Origin of the sequence: Streptococcus sp. 20925_1_69, assembly GCF_041432365.1 — a bacterium.
In the GTDB taxonomy this organism is placed as follows: domain Bacteria; phylum Bacillota; class Bacilli; order Lactobacillales; family Streptococcaceae; genus Streptococcus.
The window spans coordinates 55,111-80,830 of sequence record NZ_JAPVZL010000006.1 but is presented as its reverse complement, the minus strand read 5'-3'; the positions used below and the strand labels follow the sequence as shown (position 1 = coordinate 80,830).

Annotated in this window: 24 protein-coding genes and 2 pseudogenes; 20 read left to right on the top strand and 6 right to left on the bottom strand. The window is 42.0% G+C overall.

Features of this window, described 5'->3' with window-relative positions; genetic code table 11:
* Positions 1–7 precede the first annotated feature (7 nt).
* From O3601_RS05610 to yidD, 16 genes and pseudogenes are all read left to right on the top strand, one after another.
* The gene (locus O3601_RS05610; protein WP_045605536.1) at positions 8–1,075 is read left to right on the top strand and encodes an ABC transporter ATP-binding protein; all 1,068 of its coding nucleotides are present in this window, start codon (positions 8–10) and stop codon (positions 1,073–1,075) included.
* 10 nt (positions 1,076–1,085) lie between these two features.
* On the top strand, positions 1,086–2,012 hold the full coding sequence (locus O3601_RS05605) for an ATP-binding cassette domain-containing protein (RefSeq protein ID WP_001291284.1): 927 nt from the start codon (positions 1,086–1,088) through the stop codon (positions 2,010–2,012).
* A gap of 453 nt (positions 2,013–2,465) precedes the next feature.
* The gene (locus tag O3601_RS05600) at positions 2,466–3,443 is read left to right on the top strand and encodes an ABC transporter substrate binding protein (RefSeq protein WP_371471646.1); all 978 of its coding nucleotides are present in this window, start codon (positions 2,466–2,468) and stop codon (positions 3,441–3,443) included.
* Between the two features lie 11 nt (positions 3,444–3,454).
* Complete coding sequence (locus O3601_RS05595) at positions 3,455–4,348, top strand: ABC transporter permease (RefSeq protein WP_371471645.1); 894 nt, start codon at positions 3,455–3,457, stop codon at positions 4,346–4,348.
* 12 nt (positions 4,349–4,360) lie between these two features.
* Positions 4,361–5,164 carry an ABC transporter ATP-binding protein gene (locus O3601_RS05590; RefSeq protein ID WP_050391064.1) on the top strand — a complete coding sequence of 268 codons (804 nt, stop codon included), beginning with the start codon at positions 4,361–4,363 and terminating at the stop codon, positions 5,162–5,164.
* Positions 5,165–5,184: 20 nt separating this feature from the next.
* Positions 5,185–5,334 (top strand): annotated as a pseudogene (locus tag O3601_RS05585) (alpha,alpha-phosphotrehalase); the annotation flags it as partial.
* Between the two features lie 256 nt (positions 5,335–5,590).
* Positions 5,591–5,839, top strand: coding sequence for a YneF family protein (locus O3601_RS05580; protein WP_076984790.1), 249 nt, complete (start codon positions 5,591–5,593; stop codon positions 5,837–5,839).
* Between the two features lie 203 nt (positions 5,840–6,042).
* A complete protein-coding gene (racE, locus tag O3601_RS05575; RefSeq protein ID WP_371471643.1) occupies positions 6,043–6,837 on the top strand; it encodes a glutamate racemase in 795 nt (264 codons plus the stop codon).
* The gene (locus O3601_RS05570; RefSeq protein WP_371471641.1) at positions 6,834–7,805 is read left to right on the top strand and encodes a nucleoside-triphosphate diphosphatase; all 972 of its coding nucleotides are present in this window, start codon (positions 6,834–6,836) and stop codon (positions 7,803–7,805) included. Before racE ends, O3601_RS05570 begins: the two co-directional genes overlap by 4 nt.
* The gene (locus O3601_RS05565) at positions 7,781–8,302 is read left to right on the top strand and encodes a metallophosphoesterase (RefSeq protein WP_001118952.1); all 522 of its coding nucleotides are present in this window, start codon (positions 7,781–7,783) and stop codon (positions 8,300–8,302) included. The genes O3601_RS05570 and O3601_RS05565 overlap by 25 nt, the downstream gene beginning before the upstream one ends.
* Entirely contained in the window at positions 8,299–8,760 is a 462-nt protein-coding gene (gene cbpB / locus O3601_RS05560; protein WP_000560716.1) for a cyclic-di-AMP-binding protein CbpB, read from the top strand. The genes O3601_RS05565 and cbpB overlap by 4 nt, the downstream gene beginning before the upstream one ends.
* The gene (gene xerD / locus O3601_RS05555; RefSeq protein ID WP_371471639.1) at positions 8,757–9,491 is read left to right on the top strand and encodes a site-specific tyrosine recombinase XerD; all 735 of its coding nucleotides are present in this window, start codon (positions 8,757–8,759) and stop codon (positions 9,489–9,491) included. Before cbpB ends, xerD begins: the two co-directional genes overlap by 4 nt.
* The gene (locus tag O3601_RS05550; protein ID WP_261031659.1) at positions 9,491–10,219 is read left to right on the top strand and encodes a segregation/condensation protein A; all 729 of its coding nucleotides are present in this window, start codon (positions 9,491–9,493) and stop codon (positions 10,217–10,219) included. Before xerD ends, O3601_RS05550 begins: the two co-directional genes overlap by 1 nt.
* A gap of 18 nt (positions 10,220–10,237) precedes the next feature.
* A complete protein-coding gene (gene scpB / locus O3601_RS05545) occupies positions 10,238–10,807 on the top strand; it encodes an SMC-Scp complex subunit ScpB (RefSeq protein WP_261031658.1) in 570 nt (189 codons plus the stop codon).
* On the top strand, positions 10,794–11,516 hold the full coding sequence (locus O3601_RS05540; RefSeq protein WP_254754292.1) for a pseudouridine synthase: 723 nt from the start codon (positions 10,794–10,796) through the stop codon (positions 11,514–11,516). Before scpB ends, O3601_RS05540 begins: the two co-directional genes overlap by 14 nt.
* Complete coding sequence (yidD, locus tag O3601_RS05535; protein WP_000821624.1) at positions 11,516–11,758, top strand: membrane protein insertion efficiency factor YidD; 243 nt, start codon at positions 11,516–11,518, stop codon at positions 11,756–11,758. Before O3601_RS05540 ends, yidD begins: the two co-directional genes overlap by 1 nt.
* A 111-nt stretch (positions 11,759–11,869) precedes the next feature.
* Here the strand turns inward: yidD and O3601_RS05530 are convergent, their stop codons facing one another.
* From O3601_RS05530 to galE, 5 genes are all read right to left on the bottom strand, one after another.
* Entirely contained in the window at positions 11,870–12,841 is a 972-nt protein-coding gene (locus O3601_RS05530; RefSeq protein WP_371471636.1) for a siderophore ABC transporter substrate-binding protein, read from the bottom strand.
* A 95-nt stretch (positions 12,842–12,936) separates the two neighbouring features.
* Positions 12,937–13,689 (bottom strand): ABC transporter ATP-binding protein, encoded by a 753-nt coding sequence (locus O3601_RS05525; protein WP_371471635.1) that lies wholly within the window; start codon positions 13,687–13,689, stop codon positions 12,937–12,939.
* Positions 13,686–14,642: an iron chelate uptake ABC transporter family permease subunit gene (locus O3601_RS05520; RefSeq protein ID WP_371471632.1), complete on the bottom strand. Its 957-nt coding sequence runs from the start codon at positions 14,640–14,642 to the stop codon at positions 13,686–13,688. Before O3601_RS05520 ends, O3601_RS05525 begins: the two co-directional genes overlap by 4 nt.
* Positions 14,632–15,591 carry an ABC transporter permease gene (locus O3601_RS05515; RefSeq protein ID WP_371471629.1) on the bottom strand — a complete coding sequence of 320 codons (960 nt, stop codon included), beginning with the start codon at positions 15,589–15,591 and terminating at the stop codon, positions 14,632–14,634. Before O3601_RS05515 ends, O3601_RS05520 begins: the two co-directional genes overlap by 11 nt.
* Positions 15,592–15,734: 143 nt before the next feature.
* Positions 15,735–16,733, bottom strand: coding sequence for a UDP-glucose 4-epimerase GalE (gene galE / locus O3601_RS05510; protein ID WP_371471627.1), 999 nt, complete (start codon positions 16,731–16,733; stop codon positions 15,735–15,737).
* A 293-nt stretch (positions 16,734–17,026) separates the two neighbouring features.
* On the opposite strand from galE, the gene pepA reads away from it, so the two are divergent.
* The gene (gene pepA, locus O3601_RS05505; protein WP_371471625.1) at positions 17,027–18,091 is read left to right on the top strand and encodes a glutamyl aminopeptidase; all 1,065 of its coding nucleotides are present in this window, start codon (positions 17,027–17,029) and stop codon (positions 18,089–18,091) included.
* 21 nt (positions 18,092–18,112) lie between these two features.
* Positions 18,113–18,409 carry a bacteriocin immunity protein gene (locus tag O3601_RS05500; RefSeq protein ID WP_004260989.1) on the top strand — a complete coding sequence of 99 codons (297 nt, stop codon included), beginning with the start codon at positions 18,113–18,115 and terminating at the stop codon, positions 18,407–18,409.
* 96 nt (positions 18,410–18,505) lie between these two features.
* On the opposite strand, the gene O3601_RS05495 is transcribed toward O3601_RS05500, so the two are convergent.
* Complete coding sequence (locus O3601_RS05495; protein WP_371471622.1) at positions 18,506–20,137, bottom strand: Na/Pi cotransporter family protein; 1,632 nt, start codon at positions 20,135–20,137, stop codon at positions 18,506–18,508.
* A 304-nt stretch (positions 20,138–20,441) separates the two neighbouring features.
* Between O3601_RS05495 and O3601_RS05490 the strand changes: the two are divergent.
* Positions 20,442–20,504, top strand: a pseudogene (locus tag O3601_RS05490) (YSIRK-type signal peptide-containing protein); the annotation flags it as partial.
* Between the two features lie 261 nt (positions 20,505–20,765).
* The gene (locus O3601_RS05485) at positions 20,766–25,715 is read left to right on the top strand and encodes a bacterial Ig-like domain-containing protein (RefSeq protein WP_371471713.1); all 4,950 of its coding nucleotides are present in this window, start codon (positions 20,766–20,768) and stop codon (positions 25,713–25,715) included.
* The last annotated feature ends 5 nt before the right edge of the window (positions 25,716–25,720 follow it).

The window sequence follows — 25,720 nt, the reverse complement described above, 5'->3', positions numbered from 1 at the left end:
AGTAGAAATGACAAAAGAAAAAAATGTAATTTTGACTGCTCGCGATATTGTCGTGGAATTTGACGTTCGTGACAAAGTATTGACAGCTATTCGCGGCGTTTCTCTTGAACTAGTTGAAGGAGAAGTATTAGCCCTGGTAGGTGAGTCAGGATCAGGGAAATCTGTTTTGACAAAGACTTTCACAGGTATGCTTGAAGAAAATGGTCGTATTGCTCAAGGAAGTATTGACTACCGTGGTCAGGATTTGACATCTCTATCTTCTCACAAAGATTGGGAACAAATTCGTGGTGCTAAGATTGCGACTATCTTCCAAGATCCGATGACTAGTTTGGACCCAATTAAAACAATTGGTAGTCAGATTACAGAAGTTATTGTAAAACACCAAGGAAAAACAGCTAAAGAAGCGAAAGAATTGGCGATTGACTACATGAATAAGGTTGGGATTCCAGATGCAGATAGACGTTTTGATGAATACCCATTCCAATATTCTGGAGGAATGCGTCAACGTATCGTTATTGCGATTGCCCTTGCCTGCCGACCTGATGTCTTGATTTGTGACGAGCCAACGACTGCCTTGGATGTAACCATCCAAGCACAGATTATTGATTTGCTGAAATCCTTGCAAAACGAGTACCATTTCACAACAATCTTTATCACTCACGACCTTGGTGTGGTAGCAAGTATTGCGGATAAGGTAGCGGTGATGTATGCAGGAGAAATCGTTGAATATGGAACTGTTGAGGAAGTCTTCTATGACCCTCGCCATCCATATACATGGAGTCTCTTGTCTAGCTTGCCTCAGCTTGCTGATGATAAAGGGGATCTTTACTCAATCCCAGGAACACCTCCGTCACTTTATACTGACCTGAAAGGGGATGCCTTTGCCTTGCGTTCAGACTATGCAATGCAGATTGACTTCGAACAAAAAGCTCCTCAATTCTCAGTATCAGAGACACATTGGGCTAAAACTTGGCTACTTCATGAGGATGCTCCAAAAGTAGAAAAACCAGCTGTGATTGCAAATCTCCATGATAAGATTCGTGAAAAAATGGGATTTGCCCATCTGGCTGACTAGGAGGAAGGAAATGTCTGAAAAATTAGTAGAAATCAAAGATTTAGAAATTTCCTTCGGTGAAGGAAGTAAGAAGTTTGTCGCGGTTAAAAATGCTAACTTCTTTATCAACAAGGGAGAAACGTTCTCGCTTGTAGGTGAGTCAGGTAGTGGGAAAACAACTATTGGTCGTGCGATAATCGGTCTAAATGATACAAGTAATGGTGATATTATTTTTGATGGTCAAAAGATTAATGGTAAGAAATCGCGTGAACAAGCTGCGGAATTGATTCGTCGAATCCAGATGATTTTCCAAGACCCTGCAGCAAGTTTGAATGAACGTGCCACTGTTGATTATATTATTTCTGAAGGTCTTTACAATCATCATCTGTTCAAAGATGAAGAAGAACGTAAAGAGAAAGTTAAAAATATTATCCGTGAAGTGGGGCTTCTTGCTGAGCATTTGACTCGTTACCCTCATGAGTTTTCAGGTGGTCAACGTCAACGTATCGGTATTGCCCGTGCCTTGGTCATGCAACCAGACTTTGTTATTGCGGATGAGCCCATTTCAGCCTTGGACGTTTCTGTACGTGCCCAAGTCTTGAACTTGCTCAAAAAATTCCAAAAAGAACTCGGTTTGACCTATCTCTTTATAGCCCATGACTTGTCTGTCGTTCGCTTTATTTCAGATCGTATCGCAGTTATTTACAAGGGTGTTATTGTAGAGGTTGCAGAAACAGAAGAATTGTTTAACAACCCAATTCATCCATATACTCAAGCCTTGCTTTCAGCGGTACCAATCCCAGATCCAATCTTGGAACGTAAGAAGGTCTTGAAGGTTTACGACCCAAGTCAACACGACTATGAGACTGATAAGCCATCTATGGTAGAAATCCGTCCAGGTCACTATGTTTGGGCTAACCAAGCCGAATTGGCGCGTTACCAACAAGGGTTAAACTAATAGTGGTTTTATAATTTCCATGTCAACTTTTATGGAAATTATAAACCTTTTTTTGTTGGACTTATTTGAAAAAACTTTGATAGTGGCTTGAAAGAATTTTCGAAAAATTTTAAAAAATTCTGAAATATTCTTGACAGGTGATGAAAAAGGTGGTAAGATAGGAAACATCAAAAAAGAAAGCAGAAAAAGAAATGAATAAGAAACAAGCTGTAACGATGAATCAAAACTTTTACTTTAGCTACTTTAGATAGTGTTTGTAGACATGTCACCATGGATGCAAACAGTTCAAGCAATTTGTTTGTATCTATGTGGCTAAGATTTTTGATTGTGGTCCATATAGATGAATATCTAAATGGACTAGCTAAGTTGTAACTTGTTAGATTATTTCAAGCATCCGTTTAGATAGTATCTAGGCGGTTTTTTGTTTTATCTTTTCTGAGAAGGAGTTTCATTATGAAAGTTGTTCGAAAATTACTAGCACCCCTCTTGGTAGTGGGGATTCTCTTGACCTCTCTGATCAGTTTGCATCAGTTGAAGGCAGATAAGAAAAAAGATGTTTTTCGTATCGGTATTTCGCAGTTTATTACTCATCAATCTTTGGACGCTACTAGAGAAGGGTTTGTGGATGAGTTGGCCAAGCAAGGCTATATTGAAGGAAAAAATATCGAGATTGATTTGCAAAATGCACAGGGTGAGCAAAGAAATCTAAAAACCATTTCCCAGCAACTAGCAGAATCTAGTGATGTCGTTCTAGCCATCGCAACGCCTTCTGCTCAGAGCTTGGCTAATACAACACAAACGACACCGGTTATCTTTTCAGCGGTAACAGACCCTGTCAGTGCCAAGTTAGTTGAGTCAAGAGAGCATCCTGGGGGCAATGTAACTGGGACAAGCGATCAGTCATCAGATGCCATTTCAACCCAAATCAATTTGATAAAGAAAGTGTTGCCAAAAGCTAAAACGATTGGAATTCTCTATACTCAGAGCGAGCCAAACTCAGTTGTCCAAAAGGATGAAGCTAAGCGACTTCTGGAAGAAAAAGGATTTACCGTTGTTGAAAAAACAATCTTGGACAGCAACAACGTCAAGGCGGCAGCAGAAAGCTTGATGGCAGAGGTAGATATGGTTTTTGTACCAACGGATAATATCATTTCATCAACCATGGAAACAGTTAAGCAGGTTTCTATTAAACACAAGATTCCAGTATTCGGTGGTTCAACAGAAATGATTGCTGTTGGTGGCTTGTATAACTACGGAACCAATTATGAAGAATTGGGAAGACAGACAGCTCGAATGCTGGTTCGTGTTTTAAAAGGTGAGAAGCCAGAAAATATAGCAGTTGAGTTGCCTGAAAAACTGGAATTGCATACCAATCAAGAAATGGCAGATGCATTGGGAATTGATATCAGTAAGTTAGAAGGCAAGGAATAAGGAGGTTTAAGATGAATTTTGTATTATCTAGTTTATCAGAAGGTTTATTGTGGTCGATTATGGCTATTGGGGTCTACTTGACTTTCCGTATTTTGGATATTGCGGATATGACAGCTGAGGGAGCCTTTCCTTTGGGTGCAGCTGTCGTTGTATCTCAGATACAGGCAGGGACAAATCCTTGGATTGCGACCGTGCTAGCTTTGCTGGCAGGTATGGTAGCAGGTCTTGTATCAGGAATGCTCCACACCAAGATGAAAATTCCAGCTCTCTTGACAGGGATTGTGACCTTGACAGGGCTCTATTCAATCAATATTAAAATCATGGGAAGTGTGCCCAATCTTTCCTTGGGAGATTCTTCAACTGTCTTTAAACAGTTGGCGAGCTTAGGGCTGACAACTGAAGAAGCTGTTTTCTCACTCAGTTTAGCCTGTCTCTTACTTGTTTGTTTGGTCTTGACCCTGTTGATGAAAACAGAGATTGGTTTGGTCTTGCGTTCGACTGGGGACAATATTCCGATGAGTGAGGCAAATGGGGTCAATGTCGACACTATGAAGATTGTTGGTTACATGATTTCAAACGGTTTGATTGCCCTATGTGGTTCCTTGTTTGCCCAAAATGATGGATTTTCAGATGTGACTTCTGGGACAGGAACTATCGTTGTTGGTTTGAGTGCGGTGATTATTGCGGAAGTCTTGATACACGACTTGACCATTGGAGGTCGCCTGTTATCCATCGGAATCGGTGCCATTGTTTACCGTTTGATTATTTTAAATATCTATGAAATTCCAAATCTAGATCAAAATCTGGTTCGTCTCTTTAATGCAATCTTGCTCGCCTTAGTTTTATTTGCGCCAGAATTGCAAAAGAGATTAAAGATTCGTGGTCTGAAATTGAGAAATGAATAGGAGGAGAAAGTTATGGCAAGTTTGTTAACACTTGAAAATATTCACAAAACATTTGAAGCAGGGACGGTCAATGAGAACCATGTCCTCAAAGGATTAGATTTAGAGGTTGAAGAGGGAGATTTTATCTCTGTGATTGGTGGAAATGGAGCAGGCAAATCTACCTTGATGAATATCTTGGCTGGCAATCTATCGGTGGATGAAGGGGACCTTTTATTGGCAGGCAAATCCATTAAAAATCTGAGTGTAAGAAAGAGAGCCAAGGATATCGCTCGTGTTTTTCAAGATCCTAAGATGGGAACAGCTTCGCGTTTGACGATTGAGGAGAATATGGCTATTGCCTTGAGACGTGGGCAAAAGAGAGGGCTTGGCTGGGGTGTGAAGGAGAAGGATAGAATCCAGTTCCAAGAAGCCTTGAAAGAGTTGAATATTGGCCTTGAAAACCGCTTGAAAGTGGATACTCAATACCTTTCAGGAGGACAAAGACAGGCCTTGACCCTAGTCATGGCAGCCTTGGTGAAACCTAAGCTCTTGCTGTTAGATGAACACACTGCGGCACTTGACCCGAAAACGAGTCAAATGGTGATGGATTTGACGCAAAAGATTGTGGAGCACCATCAGTTAACCACTCTGATGATTACTCATGATATGAATCATGCGATTGAGTACGGGAATCGTCTCATTATGCTCTATCAGGGCAAGATAGTGGTGGATGTCAAAGGAGAAGAGAAAAAGAATCTAACAGTTGAAGATCTCATGCATCTCTTCCAGAAAAATAGTGGGCAAAGTTTAGTTAGCGATGAATTGGTTTTGGGATAAAGAAAAAGGCTGAGATGTGGCTCAATAATTTCTATGTCACAGAAGTGGAAATGGATTTACCAGTAGCCTACCAAAATGGACAAATTTTGCTTTCCAATTATGAAGATGCAGAAGTGTCTGAAAAAATTCTACTCAGACCGCATCAAACACTGGCTATTTATGTAAATTAATACTCTTCGAAAATCCAATTCAAACCGTGTCAGCTCTATCTGCAACCTCAAAACAGTGTTTTGAGCAGCCTGCGGCTAGCTTCCTAGTTTGCTCTTTGATTTTCATTGAGTATAAACTCAGTAAGGAGCCCTCTTTTGCAGAAAAGCAGGGTTCTTTTTGCTGTCTATTCCATTCCTGAAAGCGTAAAACAAACTAGTCAGGGTGGCTAGTTTGTGGTATAATGAAAGAGACTTAAAAAGAAACAGGAGAAATATGATGGATTTACTATTAGCAATTGTATTGATTGTGCTAGCTTTTCTAGGAGGAGCTCTTGGAGGAATGTACTTGATTCGTAAGCAAATCGAAAAAGAATTCGCTGACAACCCACGTTTGAATGCTGAAGCAGTTCGTACTCTTTTGAGTGCAAATGGTCAAAAACCAAGCGAAGCTAAGGTACAACAAGTTTACCACCAAATCATCCGCCAACAAAAGGCAGCCCTTGCTAACAATAAAAAGAAAAAATAAATAAGGAAAAGTCTGGGATGAAAGTTCCAGACTTCTCACTATGTTGGCTAAGGGTTTAGGAATGAGACTTTTTCCTTGCATTCTATTGATATTTGATTATGATTAAGAGAGATAGTTGTTGCTTAGGCTGTCATTATTCAGTTCATAAGGAACGGTAATCATAATGAACTATCAATCAGAAAAAAGACTAGAAAGAAGACTGTATGGATAATCGACCAATTGGTTTTTTGGATTCGGGTGTCGGGGGCTTGACCGTTGTGCGCGAGCTCATGCGCCAGCTTCCCCATGAAGAAATCGTCTATATTGGAGATTCGGCGCGGGCGCCCTATGGTCCCCGTCCTGCTGAGCAAATTCGTGAATATACTTGGCAGTTGGTTAACTTTCTTTTGACCAAGGATGTCAAGATGATTGTCATTGCTTGTAATACTGCGACTGCGGTCGTTTGGGAAGAAATCAAGGCTCAACTAGATATTCCTGTCCTAGGTGTGATTTTGCCAGGAGCTTCGGCAGCTATCAAGTCCAGTCAAGGTGGGAAAATCGGAGTGATTGGAACACCCATGACGGTCCAATCTGACATTTATCGTCAAAAAATTAACGATCTGGATCCAGATTTACAGGTGGAGAGTTTGGCCTGTCCCAAGTTTGCTCCCTTGGTGGAGTCGGGTGCCCTGTCAACAAGTGTTACCAAGAAAGTGGTCTATGAAACCCTGCGTCCCTTGGTTGGAAAGGTGGATAGCCTGATTTTGGGTTGTACCCATTATCCACTGCTCAGACCTATTATTCAAAATGTCATGGGACCCAAGGTTCAGCTCATTGATAGTGGGGCAGAGTGCGTACGGGATATCTCAGTCTTACTCAATTATTTTGAAATCAATCGTGGTCGCGATGCCGGACCACTTAATCACCGTTTTTACACAACAGCCAGCAGCCAAAGTTTTGCACAAATTGCTGAAGAATGGCTGGAAAAAGAAATTCATGTGGAGCATGTAGAATTATGACAAATAAAATTTATGAATACAAGGATGACCAGGACTGGTATGTTGGTTCTTATAGTATTTTTGGTGGCATCCGGACGTTGACTGATGAAGACTTGGATTTTCCTCTAGTTGAATTGGCCAAAATCTTTCGAGACGAGGAACAAGGTTTTCCACTTTCAGTTACTGTTTTACGCTATGGTTCTCTCTACCGTTTATTGTCTTTTGTAGTAGATATCCTCAACCAAGAAATGGGACGAAATTTGGAAGTCATCCAACGTCAGGGAGCCCTGCTCTTGGTTGAAAATGGACAACTCCTGCATGTAGAATTGCCTAAAGAAGGTGTTGATGTAGAAGTTTTCTTTGAGACAAACAAGGTCAGAGAAACTCTATTGATTGCGACTCGAAACGAGGGCAAGACCAAGGAATTTCGAGCTATCTTTGACAAGCTAGGCTACGATGTGGAAAATCTCAATGATTATCCTGACCTGCCTGAAGTAGCAGAAACAGGCATGACCTTCGAAGAAAATGCCCGTCTCAAGGCAGAAACGATTTCCCAATTAACGGGCAAGATGGTTCTGGCAGATGATTCTGGACTGAAAGTTGATGTTTTGGGCGGTTTGCCTGGTGTCTGGTCGGCTCGTTTTGCAGGCGTCGGAGCAACTGACCGTGAAAACAACGCCAAGCTCTTGCACGAATTGGCCATGGTCTTTGAACTCAAGGACCGCTCGGCTCAGTTCCACACAACCCTAGTCGTAGCCAGTCCAAACAAGGAAAGTTTGGTTGTTGAAGCAGACTGGCCAGGCTATATTAACTTTGAACCCAAGGGTGAAAATGGCTTCGGCTATGATCCTCTTTTCCTTGTAGGAGAGACAGGCAAGTCATCAGCTGAATTAACCCTTGAAGAAAAAAATAGTCAATCTCACCGTGCCTTAGCCGTTAAGAAACTTTTGGAGGTATTTCCATCATGGCAAAGCAAACCATCATTGTAATGAGCGATTCTCATGGCGATAGCTTGATTGTGGAAGAAATCCGTGATCGCTATGTGGGCAAAGTTGATGCCGTTTTTCATAACGGCGATTCTGAACTGCGTCCTGATTCCCCACTTTGGGAGGGAATCCGTGTAGTTAAAGGGAACATGGACTTCTACGCTGGCTATCCAGAACGTTTGGTGACTGAGCTTGGTTCGACCAAGATTATCCAAACTCATGGACACTTGTTTGACATTAATTTCAACTTTCAAAAGTTGGACTACTGGGCTCAGGAGGAAGAGGCTGATATCTGTCTCTATGGTCACTTGCATGTGCCAAGTGCTTGGATGGAAGGCAAAACCCTCTTTCTAAATCCAGGCTCTATCAGTCAACCACGTGGTACTATCAGAGAATGTCTCTATGCTCGTGTGGAGATTGATGACAGTTATTTCAAAGTGGACTTTTTGACACGAGACCATGAGGTGTATCCGGGCTTGTCCAAGGAGTTTAGCCGATGATTGCCAAGGAGTTTGAGACTTTCTTGTTGGGGCAAGAAGAAACTTTTTTGACCCCTGCTGAAAATCTAGCTGTGTTGATTGATACCCACAATGCGGATCATGCGACCCTCTTGCTCAGTCAGATGACCTATACCCGTGTTCCTGTTGTAACAGATGAAAAACAGTTTGTTGGGACGATTGGGCTCAGAGATATTATGGCTTATCAGATGGAGCATGACTTGAGTCAAGAAATTATGGCGGATACGGATATTGTTCATATGACCAAGACGGACGTAGCGGTTGTTTCGCCTGATTTTACCATTACGGAGGTCTTGCACAAGCTGGTAGATGAGTCCTTCTTGCCGGTTGTGGATGCGTCAGGGATTTTCCAAGGGATTATCACGCGCAAGTCTATCCTCAAGGCAGTCAATGCCCTCTTGCATGATTTTAGTAAGGAATATGAGATTCGATGCAAATGAGAGACAGGATTTCAGCCTTTTTAGAGGAAAAGCAGGGCTTATCTGCCAATTCCAAGCAGTCCTATAAGTATGATCTGGAACAATTTTTAGATTTGGTAGGCGAGCGGATTTCTGAGACCAGTCTCAAGATTTACCAAGCCCAGCTAGCCAATCTAAAAATCAGCGCCCAGAAGCGAAAGATTTCGGCCTGTAACCAATTTCTCTACTTTCTCTATCAAAAAGGAGAAGTGGATAGCTTTTATCGCTTGGAATTAGCCAAACAAGCTGAAAAGAAGACCGAAAAACCAGAACTGTTAGACCTAGACTCTTTTTGGCAGGAAAGCGACTATCCAGAGGGCCGCTTGCTAGCGCTCTTAATCCTAGAAATAGGACTTTTGCCGAGTGAGATTTTAGCCCTCAAGGTTGCAGATATCAATTTGGATTTTCAGGTGTTGCGAATCAAGAAGGCTTCCCAACAGAGGATTGTCACTATTCCTACGACCTTGCTTTCAGAATTGGAACCCTTGATGGGCCAGACCTATCTCTTTGAAAGGGGAGGAAAAGCCTATTCTCGTCAGTGGGCCTTCCGTCAGCTAGAGTCCTTTGTCAAGGAGAAAGGTTTTCCAGCCTTATCAGCCCAAGCCTTGCGGGAACAGTTCATTCTAAGACAAATAGAAAACAAGGTTGATTTGTACGAAATTGCAAAAAAATTAGGATTAAAAACAGTCCTGACCTTAGAAAAATATAGATAATGGATATTAAATTAAAAGATTTTGAAGGGCCTCTGGACTTACTTTTGCACCTAGTTTCTAAGTACCAGATGGATATTTACGATGTACCCATTACAGAAGTCATCGAACAGTATCTAGCCTATGTCTCAACCCTGCAGGCCATGCGTCTGGAAGTGACGGGTGAGTACATGGTCATGGCCAGTCAGCTCATGTTGATCAAGAGCCGCAAGCTTCTTCCAAAGGTAGCGGAAGTGACAGACTTGGAGGATGACCTAGAGCAGGATCTTCTTTCCCAAATTGAAGAATACCGCAAATTCAAGCTCTTGGGTGAGCACTTGGAAGCCAAGCACCAAGAACGGGCCCAGTACTATTCCAAAGCGCCGACAGAGTTGATTTACGAAGATGCGGAGCTTGTTCATGACAAGACGACCATTGACCTTTTTTTGGCTTTTTCAAATATCCTAGCCAAGAAAAAAGAGGAGTTCTCTCAGAATCACACGACCATCTTGCGGGATGAGTATAAGATTGAGGACATGATGGTTATCGTAAAAGAGTCCTTAACTGGACGAGATCAATTGCGCTTGCAGGATTTGTTTAAGGAAGCCCAGAATCTCCAAGAGGTCATCACCCTCTTTTTGGCAACCCTAGAGTTAATCAAAACCCAGGAGCTGATCCTCGTGCAAGAGGAGAGTTTCGGAGATATCTATCTCATGGAAAAGAAGGAAGAAAGTCAAGTGGCCCAAAGTTAGACTTGATAGAGAGGAAAGATGAGTACTTTAGCAGAAATAGAAGCGCTCTTGTTTGTAGCAGGCGAAGATGGGATTCGAGTCCGTCAGTTGGCTGAACTCCTATCGCTTCCCCCGACAGGCATCCAACAGAGTTTAGAAAAATTAGCCCATAAGTATGAAAAGGACCCAGATTCCAGTTTGGCTCTGATTGAGACAGGGGGCGCTTATAGATTGGTGACCAAGCCTCAATTTGCAGAGATTTTGAAGGAATACTCTAAGGCACCTATCAACCAGAGTTTATCTAGGGCTGCCCTTGAGACCTTGTCCATCATTGCTTACAAGCAACCCATCACACGGATAGAAATTGATGCCATTCGTGGGGTCAACTCGAGTGGGGCCTTAGCAAAGTTGCAGGCCTTTGACTTGATACGAGAAGACGGGAAAAAAGAAGTGTTGGGGCGCCCCAACCTCTATGTGACAACAGATTATTTCCTAGATTATATGGGAATTAACCATCTGGAAGAATTACCAGTGATTGATGAGCTTGAGATTCAAGCCCAAGAAAGCCAATTATTTGGTGAAAGGATAGAAGAAGATGAGAATCAATAAGTATATTGCCCACGCAGGTGTGGCCAGTAGGAGAAAAGCAGAAGAGCTGATCAAGCAAGGTTTGGTGACGGTTAACGGTCAAGTGGTACGTGAACTAGCAACGACCATCAAGTCAGGCGACAAGGTCGAAGTTGAAGGTCAACCTATCTACAACGAAGAAAAGGTCTACTATCTGCTTAACAAACCACGTGGTGTCATTTCTAGTGTGACAGATGACAAGGGTCGCAAGACGGTTGTCGACCTCTTGCCCAACGTGAAAGAGCGCATCTACCCTGTAGGTCGTTTGGACTGGGATACATCAGGAGTCTTGATTTTGACCAATGATGGGGATTTTACGGATGAAATGATTCACCCTCGTAATGAGATTGACAAGGTTTATGTCGCGCGTGTTAAAGGTGTGGCCAATAAGGACAATCTTCGTCCCTTGACCCGTGGACTTGAGATTGATGGCAAAAAAACCAAGCCAGCTGTCTATGAGATTCTCAAAGTGGATCCAGTCAAAAACCGTTCTGTGGTGCAGTTAACCATTCATGAAGGGCGTAACCATCAGGTTAAAAAGATGTTTGAAGCTGTCGGTCTTCAAGTGGATAAGTTATCACGGACACGTTTTGGACATCTAGACTTGACAGGACTCCGTCCAGGAGAATCCCGTCGTCTTAACAAAAAAGAAGTCAGCCAACTACACACCATGGCTGTAACCAAGAAATAATGAAACGAATTTTAATAGCGCCTGTGCGCTTTTACCAACGTTTTATCTCGCCAGCCTTTCCCCCCTCTTGTCGTTTTGAGCCTACCTGTTCAAACTATATGATTCAGGCTATCGAAAAACATGGCTTCAAGGGTGTTTTGATGGGCTTGGCTCGGATTTTACGTTGCCATCCCTGGTCGAAAACAGGCAAGGACCCCGTCCCAGACCATTTTTCCCTTAAACGGAATCAAGAAGAAAAATGAGGCTGGGTAAAAATATTTTAGTGAAATGATAAAAACGCATCCTATCAGGTTTGAGTGAGCTTGATAGGATGCGTTTTATCATGTAAAGATGTTAGTTGAGTTTGAAGTTGCTTATTTCAAGGCTTTTTGTGCGTCTTCAACCATGAGTTTTGTTGATTCAAGTCCGCCTCCGCTTAGATACCAGAGGTCTGGTGTTAGTTGGATAATCTTGCCATTTTTAGCAGCAGGAGTTTCAGCGATGAGGGCATTTTCTAGGACACCGTCGTTACTAGAGTTGTCTCCACCGATTGCAAGGGTACGGTTGATGACAAAGAGAATGTCAGGATTGATTTCTTTGACACTTTCAAAGCTGACTTCTTGTCCGTGGCGAGAATCTTCAAATTGAGTATCAGTTGGCTTGAATTTCAAGGTTTGGTACAAGAAAGAGAAACGAGATTGGGCACCAAAGGCAGCCATTTTTCCTTCGTTGAGGAGGATAGCAAGGGCTTTTTTGTCAGAGCTTTCATTTTTAGTAGCGACTTCTTGGATGCTCTTGTCTAGCTTGGCCAATTCTTCCTTGGCTTTCTGTGTACCAGTTTCACCAAAGGCGCTTGCTAAGGATTCGATATTAGCCTTGGTAGAAGTCCAGTAGTCGTCCTTGCTTGCTTGGAAGAGAACAGTCGGAGCAATTTCTTTGAATTTATCTACAAATTTTTGGGTACGTGGTGAAGCGATAATCAAATCTGGTTCAAGAGCAGCAATGGCTTCTAGGTCTGGTTCAACCATGGAACCAACATTCTTAACTTTTCCAGCTAGGTCTTTTAGATAAGTCGGAACAGTTTTTGTAGGCATTCCCACGATATTCTTTTCAAAACCTAAAGCGCGAATAGTATCCGCAGCACCGAGGTCAAAGGTAACAATTTTTTCAGGAACTTTTGAAAGTTTGACTTCGTCCAGTGAGCTTTTAATGGTAACCTCTGTTGGAGCAGAGCTACTTGTTTCCGACTGGCTAGTGCTTGAGTTTGTGTTTGTACTACATGCACCAAGTAGGAGCAAGAAGCTGGCTGCTAGGGCAGTAAGGTAAAGTTTAAGGGATGTTTTCATAATTTCTCCTTTTTAAAATGTGATAACGATTTAGGGAATCTCTTGGTCTTATTGACTAAGAGACTGAAGGTTCTCTAACTTGAGCTTCTATGTTACTAGCTATAGATACAGATCTTTTTGCCATTGATATCAGCTAGCGTGATGGGAATCTCATAAAGTTGACTGAGCAGGTCAGCCTGCATGATTTGATTGGTTGTTCCCTTGCGAAAGACTTGGCCGTCCTTGAAGGCAACAATTTCATCCGCATACTGACTGGCCATGTTGATATCGTGGAGGACGATGATAATAGTCTTGCCGAGTTCTTCCACCAGTCGCCGAAGAATCTGCATCATGCTAACGCTTTGCTTGATGTCGAGATTGTTGAGTGGTTCGTCCAGCAAGATAAAGTCCGTATCCTGGGCCAGTACCATAGCGATAAAGACACGTTGGAGCTGTCCCCCAGACAGGCTATCGATGTAGCGGTCTTTTAGGTTGGTCAGTTCCAGATAGTCCAAAGTTTCTCGGATTTTTTCCCAATCTTCTGGTCTCAGTCGACCTCGGCTGTAGGGAAAACGTCCAAAACTGACCAGTTCTTCAACCGTCAATTTGGCTTGGTAATTGATTTTCTGCTTTAGGATGGTCAGTTCTTGAGCCAGTTCTTGTGAATTCCAACTCTCGATTTCACGATCTTTGATACTGAGAATTCCCTGATCCTTCTTGGTTAGTCTACTCATAATGGAGAGGAGAGTTGATTTTCCAGCACCATTGGGACCAATAAAGGCTGTCAGTTTTTGAGGACTGACTTCAAGCGAAATGTCTTGTAAAATATCCTGTTTTTGAATGGATTTGTCAATGTTTTCCAGTTTCACTGACGCGCCCTCCTGTAAAGTAAGATAAAGAATAGGAGCCCCCCTACACTCTCGATGACCATACTGATGCGAATTTCCAGCGCAAAGACTCGTTCAATCAGGGCTTGCCCCAAGGTCAAACTGATAAATCCGACCAGAATGGCTACGATAAAGAGCAATTTGTGCCGATAATCTTTGACAATCAGGTAAGTAAGGTTGGCTAGCATAAAGCCGAAGAAGGCCATAGGTCCTACCAAGGCGGTGACCGTTGAGGTCAAAAGCACGATGCCCCAGAGGAGTTCTTTCTGTTCTTTTTCAACATCGAGTCCCAATATCTGAGCCGTTTCTCTTTGTAGGTGCAAGACATCCAGAATGACTGCTTTTCGAAAGAAAAAGATGGTCAAAGCAAGGATAATCAGAGAGCCGATGGCTAGGATGGAAGTGTTGAGATGCTGAAAAGAGGCAAAGAGACTGTTCTGCAGTTTATCGTATTCGTTTGGATCCATCAGGACCTGAAGGAAGGTACTGATATTTCGAAAGAGACTTCCGAGGGCTAGACAGATTAGCAGGATGAAGACCAGGTCTTGTTTCATCAGTGTCTTCAAGTAGCCTTGTAAGGCGAGAAAGAAGAGGGATTGGACGAGAAGTAAGATTAGGAATTCTAAGATAGGGGACTTGCCAAGTTGAAGAAACTTGCTTTCAAAAAACAGTAGCAGAGTTTGTAGTAGGACGTAGAAGGATTCGATTCCCAAAATACTTGGCGTCAGGAAGCGATTTTCCGTTAGGGTTTGAAAACTAATGGTCGAAATCCCTGTCGCGATGGCTACCAAGAGATAAACAACTATCTTTTGGGAACGCAACTTCCAAGCAAAGGCAGACAGGTGGGTGATGGGCCAAAAATAGAGGAGACAAGCTCCGATAGCAAGAATAATGAGAAGCAAGAAGAGCTTGGTATGTTTGCTTTTAAACTGCATCTTTTCGTCCCCCTCTCCAGAGAAGTAGGATAAAGACGAGGCTACCAATGATTCCTAGTAGAAGACTGACAGACAGCTCATAGGGCCGAATCAGAACTCGGGATAGGATATCGCAGGCCAGAACTAGATTGGCACCAACCAGTGCGACCATGAGTTTGGTCTGACTTAGATTATCTCCATAGCGTTTGCGAACAAGATTGGGAACGATAACTCCTAGAAATGGTAAGCCACCCACGGTAATCATGGTGACACTTGTCGTTAGGGCTACCAGAAAGAGGGCTAGTTTTTCAAGTAGGGAGTAGGAAATCCCCAAACTTTCACTGGTTTCTTTTCCTAGATTCATGATGGTAAAGGTTTGGGATAATTTCCAAACGGCTATCAGGATAATGAGACCTAAGAAGAGCCATTCATACTGATGGGTCTGAATCATGGAGAAGGAGCCCTGGGTCCAAGCGGTCATGCTCTGAACCAGATTGAAACGGTAGGCGATAACTTCTGTCACAGAACCAATAATTCCGCTATAGATAATCCCAATCAGAGGCAACATCCATCTTTCCTTTACAGTAAAAATGGCCATAAAGGCTAGGAAGAAGAGGGTGAATACGATGGATGAAACAAAAGCAAAGAGCATCTTTTGAGTCAGACTAGCCGACGGAAAGACAAAGAGGCTCAGCACCATTCCCAGTTTGGCAGCTTCAGTCGTTCCAACTGTGCTTGGAGCAGCAAACTGATTTTGAGTGATAGTCTGCATGAGAAGTCCTGCCATACTCATACTAGAGGCCGCAAGGAGAATACTGATAGTTCTTGGAAGACGGGACTCTTGAAAGAGAAGCCAAGTTTCATGATCCAGTGCAAAGAGTTTTCCCCATGAAAAATCACTGGTCCCAATGCTAATAGAGAGAAAGACTAGGAGTAGAAGTAAGCCAATTAAATAATGAGAAAGTTTCATACCCAGTCCTTTCATGTAGATTTGGTATCGAAAGATACCTGCGGATATTACTGTAACACGATTTCTTTAATCTGTCAATAAATTTTCTGACAATTTAATGAATAAAACAAGGAGAGAGCACTAGGACTTTCTCCTCTGTTTTCCTATTCTAAAATGTTTTTGCCTTCTTTAACACGCCAATGATAATCCGATAAAATAATATCTTCGAGGGAGTAGCTAGCCTTCCAATCAAGATATTTTTTAGCTTTTGATGCGTCTGCTAGGACGCTAGCTGGGTCACCAGCGCGACGAGCAACAATTTCGTGTGGTATTTTTTGATTCAGTAATTCCTCAGCAGTTTTAAAGATTTCTTTGACGGTATAGCCTTTTTCAGTTCCTAAGTTAAAGATTTGAGAAGAACTGTTTTCTTGAAATAGGTAGTTCATTCCTTTAACATGAGCCTGTGCAAGGTCCAAGACATGAATATAATCTCGAATACATGAACCATCACGTGTATCATAGTCATCTCCAAATATTTTTAGGCTATCATTTTGTCCCAATGCGGTCTTGTTGATATTGGGAATAATATGAGTTGGATTTTTTACACGCAGACCATTTGAAGCATCCATTTCAGCCCCAGCAACATTAAAGTAACGGAAAATAACATATTTCCAATCGTAGCGATTGGCCATCCAGTAAATCATTCGTTCACCCATCAGTTTTGTCTCTGCATAAGGGTTGACAGGGTCGAGCAGGGTATCTTCAGTAGCTGGCTTGTCAATACAGTTATTACCATAAAGAGAAGCAGTCGAAGAGAACATGATTTTTTGAATACCAACTTCAGATAAGACTTTGAGAACTTGGTTCATACCAGCAACATTGGCAGTGAAGTATTTACTTGGATTTTCAATACTTTCGCTCACAACAATTTCACCTGCACAATGGAGAACAGCGTCAATCTTGTTTTCTTCCAAATAAGCTTTTAAGGCACTAGCATCATAAACATCCAGTTGTTTAAAGCTAGCACGATTATCTACAGCTGAACGATTTCCTGTAGAGAGATTATCGAGAACATGTACCTGATAGCCAGCATTTAAAAGAGCTTTAACGGTATGAGAGCCAATGTAGCCGGCTCCACCTGTAACAAGAATTGTTTTGGTCATGATTTTTTTCCTTTTTCTAGTTTTGTACTATTTTAAAGAAAGAGGAAAGGAAAGTCAACTATTTTCTGTAAATTTCATGAAAGCTGAACGATTTTGGTATTGGGTTGTTTTTTTGTTTGGAAATAAAGTTTCGAGTTAATCTTGGAATTTTTTTAGATTTCACTTCAAATGCAAGACAATACTTTCCTTTTCTACGATACAGCTAGAATGAGATAGTAACTTATAAATCCACTTTTCAGCTATCCTTCTCCTATAAAAAGTGGTAAAATAGATGAAAGAAAGAAGGAACTGAAATGACAACATTATTTTCAAAAATCAAAGAAGTAACAGAACTTGCTGCGATCTCAGGTCATGAAGCGCCTGTCCGTGCCTATCTTCGTGAAAAGTTGACACCGCATGTGGATGAAGTGGTGACAGATGGCTTGGGTGGTATTTTCGGGATTAAACATTCAGAAGCTACGAATGCACCGCGCGTCTTGGTCGCTTCTCATATGGATGAAGTTGGTTTTATGGTTAGTGAGATCAAGCCAGATGGTACCTTCCGTGTGGTAGAAATCGGCGGTTGGAACCCTATGGTGGTTAGCAGCCAACGCTTTAAACTCTTGACTCGTGATGGTCGTGAAATTCCTGTGATTTCAGGTTCTGTCCCTCCACATTTGACTCGTGGTAAGGGTGGACCAACCATGCCTGCTATTGCAGATATCGTCTTTGATGGCGGTTTTGCGGATAAAGCTGAGGCAGAAAGCTTTGGTATCCGTCCTGGCGATACCATTGTCCCTGATAGTTCTGCGATCTTGACAGCCAATGAAAAAAATATCATTTCAAAAGCTTGGGATAATCGCTACGGGGTTCTCATGGTGAGCGAGTTGGCAGAAGCTTTGTCAGGTCAAAAACTCGGAAATGAACTCTATCTTGGCTCTAACGTCCAAGAAGAGGTTGGTCTCCGTGGTGCTCATACTTCTACAACTAAATTTGACCCAGAGGTTTTCCTAGCAGTTGACTGCTCACCTGCTGGCGATGTCTATGGAGGTCAAGGTAAGATTGGGGATGGAACCTTGATTCGCTTCTATGATCCAGGTCATTTGCTTCTCCCAGGTATGAAGGACTTCCTTTTGACAACAGCTGAAGAAGCTGGTATCAAGTACCAATACTACTGTGGTAAAGGCGGAACGGATGCAGGAGCAGCTCATCTGAAAAATGGCGGTGTTCCATCAACAACTATCGGTGTCTGCGCTCGTTATATCCATTCTCACCAAACCCTCTATGCAATGGATGACTTCCTAGAAGCTCAAGCTTTCTTACAAGCCTTGGTGAAGAAATTGGATCGTTCAACGGTTGATTTGATTAAAAATTATTAAACCATAAGGGAGGTGGTAGGGATGGTAGAACCAAACCTAGAAAGCCTTGTAAAAGATCTTTACAATCATGCTCGACATGATTTGAGTGAAGATTTAGTTGCTGCTCTCCTAGAGACTGCTAAAAAACTGCCTACTACAAATGAGCAATTGCTGGCAGTTCGTCTCTCAGGTCTGGTCAATCGTGAATTGCTCCTAAATCCTAAACATCCAGCACCTGAGTTGCTCAACTTGGCTCGCTTTATCAAAAGAGAAGAAGCCAAGTACAGGGGAACTGCAGCTTCTGCGCTTATGTATGGGGAGCTCTTTAAAATGCTTTGATTCCATTGTGAATCAAAGCATTTTTCTATAGGGTAGAAAAGTAATTCTTTATAAGGAGAAGAAAAAGCCATCCCATTCAGGATAGCTTCTTGGTACTTAGATTTGTTCGGCAATGACCTTTTCAGCTAGATTCATAGCATGGTCTGATACACGAGTGTAGTGGGAAACAATATCGATAAAGTTGACCCCAGCTTGCGTTGAACACTCGCCCTTGTTGAGACGTTTGATGTGAGTCTTTCTGAGAACACGTTCCATATTGTTGATTTCTTTATGGCGTTCAATCAGACTTTGAGCTTTTTCAATATCATTGTTTTCCACGCTGTCAAGGGCATCCTTGATAAAGCCAGTGTTTTTTTGATAGATATCAGCCAATTCCTGTAAAGCAGCTTCAGAAAACTCAACATTTTTACGTTGAAGGTAGTCGGTCAGATTGATTAGGGCTTCTGCGTGGTCCCCAATTCTTTCCAAATCACGGGATGAATCTAGGATGTTAGTCAGCACTTCACTTTCTTTCTGGCTAAGGGCTTCACTTGAAAGAGTAATAAGGTAACGAGTCAATTTTTCATCAATGGTATTGATAGCTTCTTCTGTCTTGTGTCCTTTTTCAGCAACTTTTTCATTGAGGTCAATGATGTAGTTGTATGAAAGGTCAAAGGCTTTAGAAGCATAATTTCCTAAGTGAAGGAGCTCTTTCTTCGCATTTCCGAGGGCGATTGATGGAGCTTGTTTAATCAAATGCTCATCAAGGTAAAGCGGCTCGTACTTCACAACTTCATCTTCACCAGGGATGAGCTTGGTTACAAAGTAGGCCAAGGCTCCGATGAATGGAAATTGTACAATAGTGTTACTTACGTTAAAGGCACCATGAGAGAAGGCGATGGTCATCTCAGGTGAGAGGTGAAGGAGTGCCTGGAAGTACTCAATCATAGATGTAAATGGACCTAATAAGATTAAGCAAAGAATAGTTCCTAAAACGTTAAAGGTAACGTGGGTTGCAGCAACGCGTTTTGCAGAGATATTGGCTCCAGCTGCCGCGATGATAACTGTTAGGGTTGTCCCGATATTATCCCCGAAGAGAACTGGTAGCGAACCTTTAAGGTCAAGGAATCCACCTGCATAGAGACCTTGCAAAATCCCGATTGTCGCAGAAGAAGCTTGGATGAGAACGGTAATCACTGCACCGGCAAAAACTCCTAATACAGGATTTTGTCCCAAGGTTACCATATATTCCTTGAATTGTGGTAGATCTTTAAGAGGACTCATACCGGCACTGATAAGGTTGAGGGCGTAGAAGATTCCCCCTACACCAAACAGGATGCGCCCGATATTGTTTGCTGTTCTGTTTTTTGTAAAGAATAGGAACATGGTTCCAAGGAAAATCAAGGGTAAAGCATACTCGCCAAGCTTGAAACCAATGATAAAGGAAGTGACGGTGGTTCCGATGTTGGCTCCCATGATAATTCCGATAGCCTGTCTAAGAGTTAGAAGACTAGCGCTGACCAGTCCAACTGTGATAACTGTAACCCCTGTACTTGATTGAATCAGGGCAGTCACGACAATCCCGACTAGAACACCTAAAAAGGGATTGCTAGTGTACTTGTCAATGTAAAAACGAAGGCGATCTCCAGCAGCTTGTTGCAAACCGTCTCCCATGGTCTTGATACTATATAAGAATAGTCCCAGACCACCTAAAAAGTGAAATAAAATTTCCTGCCAATTAATGGACATTTCTTTTTCCTCCGAAAAATAATAACGGAATTTCTCCTATTCTATTTTAAAGGATAAAAGTAAATCTAACAAGTGTTAAGCTAAGATTTTAGAAAGAAAATTCGTGAGAATGGGCCTTAATTATATTAATTTTACCAATTTCTAACCTAGATATAGGTATTTCCTTTTATATATTGACATTTAAAAGAAATATTTTAAAATGAGGGAGGAATTATCTTGGTCCCTGTGATTGGGATAAAAAATTTTATAAAGAAAGTTAAGCGCTTTCTTTTATGCAACAAAATCAATCTTTTAGGAGGAGAAAATGAAGAATCCATTTTTCGAAAGACGTTGTCGTTACAGTATTCGTAAGTTATCAGTAGGTGCCTGCTCGCTGATGATTGGGGCTGTTTTATTTGCTGGTCCAGCCTTGGCAGAAGAAACTGCAGTTCCTGAAAATAAGGGAGCCAATACAGAGCTTGTTTCAGGAGAGAGTGAGCATTCGACCAATGAAGCTGATAAGCAGAATGAGGGAGAAGAAGCTAGAGAAAACAAGCCAGAAAAGGTAGAAGGAGTAGAGACAGCATCTGAAACTGCTTCGCCAGCAAGCAATGAAGCTGCAACTACTGAAACTGCAGAGGCGACCAGCATAGCTAAACCAGAGGAAAAACCAAGTGAGGTGGCTGCAGAAACACCATCTGCAGAAGCAAAACCTAAGTCTGACAAGGAAACGGAAGCAAAGCCTGAAGCAACTAGCCAAGGAGATGAGTCTAAGCCAGTAGCAGAAGCTAATAAGACTGAAAAAGAAGTCCAGCCAGATGTCCCTAAAAATACAGAAAAAACATTAAAACCAAAGGAAATGAAATTTAATTCTTGGGAAGATTTATTGAAATGGGAACCCGGAGCTCGTGAAGATGATGCTATTAACCGCGGGTCTGTTGCCCTCGCTTCACGTCGGACAGGTCATTTGGTCAATGAAAAAGCTAGCAAGGAAGCAAAAGTACAAGCCCTATCAAACACCAATTCTAAAGCAAAAGACCATGCTTCTGTTGGTGGAGAAGAGTTCAAGGCTTATGCTTTTGACTATTGGCAATATCTAGATTCAATGGTTTTCTGGGAAGGCCTCGTTCCAACTCCTGACGTTATTGATGCAGGTCACCGTAACGGGGTTCCTGTATATGGTACACTCTTCTTCAACTGGTCTAATAGTATTGCAGATCAAGAAAAATTTGCTGAAGCTTTGAAGCAAGACCCAGATGGTAGCTTCCCAATTGCCCGTAAATTGGTGGATATGGCCAAGTATTATGGCTATGATGGTTATTTCATCAACCAGGAAACAACTGGAGATTTGGTGGAACCTCTTGGAGAAAAGATGCGCCAGTTTATGCTCTATACCAAGGAGTATGCTGCTAAGGTAAACCATCCAATTAAGTATTCTTGGTATGATGCTATGACCTATAACTATGGACGTTACCACCAGGATGGTTTGGGAGAATACAACTACCAATTCATGCAACCAGAGGGAGATAAGGTTCCAGCAGATAACTTCTTTGCTAACTTTAACTGGGATAAGGCTAAGAATGATTACACTATTGCAACTGCCAATTGGATTGGCCGTAATCCTTATGATGTGTTTGCAGGATTGGAATTGCAACAGGGTGGTTCCTACAAGACCAAGGTTAAGTGGAATGACATTTTAGATGAAAATGGCAAATTGCGTCTTTCTCTTGGTTTGTTCGCCCCAGATACCATTACAAGTTTAGGAAAAACTGGTGAAGATTATCATAAGAATGAAGATATCTTCTTTACAGGTTATCAAGGAGACCCTACTGGCCAAAAACCAGGTGATAAAGATTGGTATGGGATTGCTAACCTAGTTGCAGACCGCACTCCAGCAGTAGGTCATACTTTTACTACTTCCTTTAATACAGGTCATGGTAGAAAATGGTTCGTAGATGGTAAAGTTTCTAAGGATTCTGAGTGGAATTACCGTTCAGTTTCAGGTGTTCTTCCAACATGGCGCTGGTGGCAAAAATCAACTGGTGATAAGTTGAAAGCAAGCTATGATTTTGAAGATGCTTATAATGGTGGAACTTCTCTCAAATTTGCAGGGGATCTTTCAGGTGCGACCAAGCAAGATGTGAATTTGTACTCTACTCGCTTGAAGGTGACAGATACCACCAAATTGCATGTTGCCCACAAAGGAGGCAAAGGGACCAAGGTTTATGTAGAATTTGCAACCAAGAAAGATTATACCTACGGTGATGAAGCTGCCCGTAAAGAATTGACAGTTTCAGATAACTGGACTACCGATGATTTTGATTTGAGTGCCTTAGCAGGTAAAACAATTTACGGTATTAAACTCTATTTTGAAAATGATAAAGACTTAAAAGGTTATCAATTTAACCTGGGGCAATTGACCATCAGCAATAATCAAGATGCTCCTCAGGCACCAACCACAGTAGCTGTAGCCAAACAAGTCCTTAAAAATGCCCAAGAAGCGGAAGCAGTTGTGCAATTTAAAGGCAACAAGGATGCAGATTTCTATGAAGTTTACGAAAAAGATGGAGACAGCTGGAAATTACTAACTGGCTCATCTTCTACAACTATTTATCTACCAAAAGTTAGCCGCTCAGCAAGTGCTCAAGGTACAACTCAAGAACTGAAGGTTGTAGCAGTCGGTAAAAATGGAGTTCGTTCAGAAGCCGCAACCACAACCTTTGATTGGGGTATGACTGTAAAAGATACCAGCCTACCAAAACCACTAGCTGAAAATATCGTTCCAGGTGCAACAGTTATTGATAGTACTTTCCCTAAGACTGAAGGTGGTGAAGGTATTGAAGGTATGTTGAATGGTACCATTACCAGTCTTTCAGACAAGTGGTCTTCTGGACAGTTAAGTGGTAGTGTGGATATTCGTTTGACCCAGCCACGTACAGTTGTTAGATGGGTGATGGACCATGCTGGAGCTGGTGGAGAATCTGTAAACGACGGTTTGATGAACACCAAAGACTTTGACCTCTATTATAAAGATGCGGATGGTCAATGGAAGTTGGCTAAGGAAGTTCGTGGCAATAAAGCCCATGTTACAGATATTACCCTTGATAAACCAATCACAGCTCAAGACTGGCGCTTGAATGTAGTCACTTCTGATAATGGAACTCCATGGAAGGCGATTCGTATCTATAACTGGAAAATGTATGAAAAGCTTGATACGGAAAGTGTCAATATTCCGATGGCCAAGGCTGCAGCCCGTTCTCTAGGCAATAACAAGGTACAAGTTGGCTTTGCAGACGTAGCAGCTGGAGCAACCATTACCGTTTATGACAATCCAAATTCTCAAACTCCGCTTGCAACCTTGAAGAGCGAAGTTGGAGGTGACCTAGCAAGTTCACCATTGGATTTGACAAATCAATCTGGTCTTCTTTACTATCGTACCCAGTTGCCAGGCAAGGAAATTAGTAATGTCCTAGCTGTTTCCGTTCCAAAAGATGACAGAAGAATCAAGTCAGTCAGCCTAGAAACAGGACCTAAGAAAACAAGCTACGCCGAAGGGGAGGATTTAGACCTTAGAGGTGGTGTTCTTCGAGTTCAGTATGAAGGTGGAGCTGAGGACGAACTTATTCGCCTAACTCATGCAGGTGTATCAGTATCAGGTTTTGATACGCATCATAAGGGAGAACAAAATCTTACCCTCCAATACTTGGGACAACCAGTAAATGCGAATTTTGCAGTGACTGTTACTAGCCAGGATGAAGCAACACCGAAAACTATTTTGGGAATTGAAGTAAGTCAGGAACCGAAAAAAGATTACCTAGTTGGTGATAACTTAGACTTGTCTGAAGGACGTTTTGCAGTGGCTTATAGCAATGACACTATGGAAGAACATTCCTTTACTGATGAGGGGGTTGAAATTTCTGGTTACGATGCTCAAAAGACTGGTCGTCAAACCTTGAAGCTTCGTTATCAAGGTCATGAAGTCAACTTTGATGTTTTGGTATCTCCAAAAGCAGCATTGAACGATGAGTACCTTAAACAAAAATTAGCAGAAGTTGAAGCGGCTAAGAACAAGGTGGTCTATAACTTTGCTTCACCAGAAGTAAAAGAAGCCTTCTTGAAAGCAATTGAAGCGGCCGAACAAGTGTTGAAAGATCATGAAACTAGCACCCAAGATCAGGTTAATGACCGACTTAATAAATTGACAGAAGCTCATAAAGCTCTGAATGGTCAAGAGAAATTTACGGAAGAAAAGACAGAACTCGATCGCTTAACAGGTGAGGCTCAAGAACTCTTGGCTGCCAAACCAAACCATCCTTCAGGTTCTGCCCTAGCTCCACTTCTTGAGAAGAACAAGGCATTGGTTGAAAAAGTAGATTTGAGCCCAGAAGAGCTTGCAACAGCGAAACAAAGTCTAAAAGATCTGGTTGCCTTATTGAAAGAAGATAAACCAGCAGTCTTTTCTGATAGTAAAACAGGTGTTGAAGTACACTTCTCAAATAAAGAAAAGACTGTAATCAAGGGCTTGAAAGTAGAGCGTGTTCAAGCAAGTGCTGAAGAGAAGAAATATTTTGCTGAAGAAGATGCTCATGTCTTTGAAATAGAAGGTCTAGATGAAAAGGGCCAAGACGTTGATCTCTCTTACGCTTCTATTGTGAAAATTCCAATTGAAAAAGATAAGAAAGTGAAGAAAATCTTCTTCTTACCTGAAGGCAAAGAAGCAGTAGAATTGGCCTTTGAACAAACGGATAGTCATGTTATCTTTACAGCACCACACTTTACACATTATGCCTTTGTTTATGAGTCTGCTGAAAAACCACAACCTGCTAAACCAGTCGAAAAAGTTATTTCAAGCAAGGAACCAGCTGAAGGTGTCAAGAATTTGGTTGTGGATACTCCGAAATTAGAAGTTGAAGAGACAAGTATTGCCTTCGAACACCAAGAACGTCCAAATCCAAATCTCCCAGTCGGTCAACGTCAACTTGTCCAAGCAGGAGTTGAGGGGCAAATTCGCCGCTTGATTGAAGTAGATAGTCAAGGCAATCGTACGCTTTGCGCTACAGAAGTTTTGAAAGAAGCAAGCCCTGAAATCGTAGAAGTAGGTACTGGTCTCATTCCTGCCAATCCAGCACCACAAAACACAGACCTTCCAAAACCTACTAATCAACCGGCTTCTGATCAACCAAAGGCTCCTAAATTGGAAGTTCAAGAGGAAAAGGTTGCCTTTGATCGTCAAGAGCATGAAAATGCTGAGATGCTAGTTGGGGAACAACGAGTCATCATACAGGGACGAGATGGTCTGTTGAGACATGTCTTTGAAGTTGATGAAAACGGTCAGCGTCGTCTTCGTTCAACAGAAGTCATCCAAGAGGCGATTCCAGAAATTGTTGAAATTGGAACAAAAGTAAAAACAGAACCAGCAGTAGCGCCTACACAAGAAAAACCAGTCCAAAATACAGCAGTTAAATCAGAAGAAGCAAGCAAACAATTGCCAAACACAGGAACTGCTGATGCCAATGAAGCCCTAATAGCAGGATTGGTAAGCCTTGGTCTTGCTAGTTTAGCCTTGACATTGAAACAGAAAAAAGAAGATGAAGATTAAATATC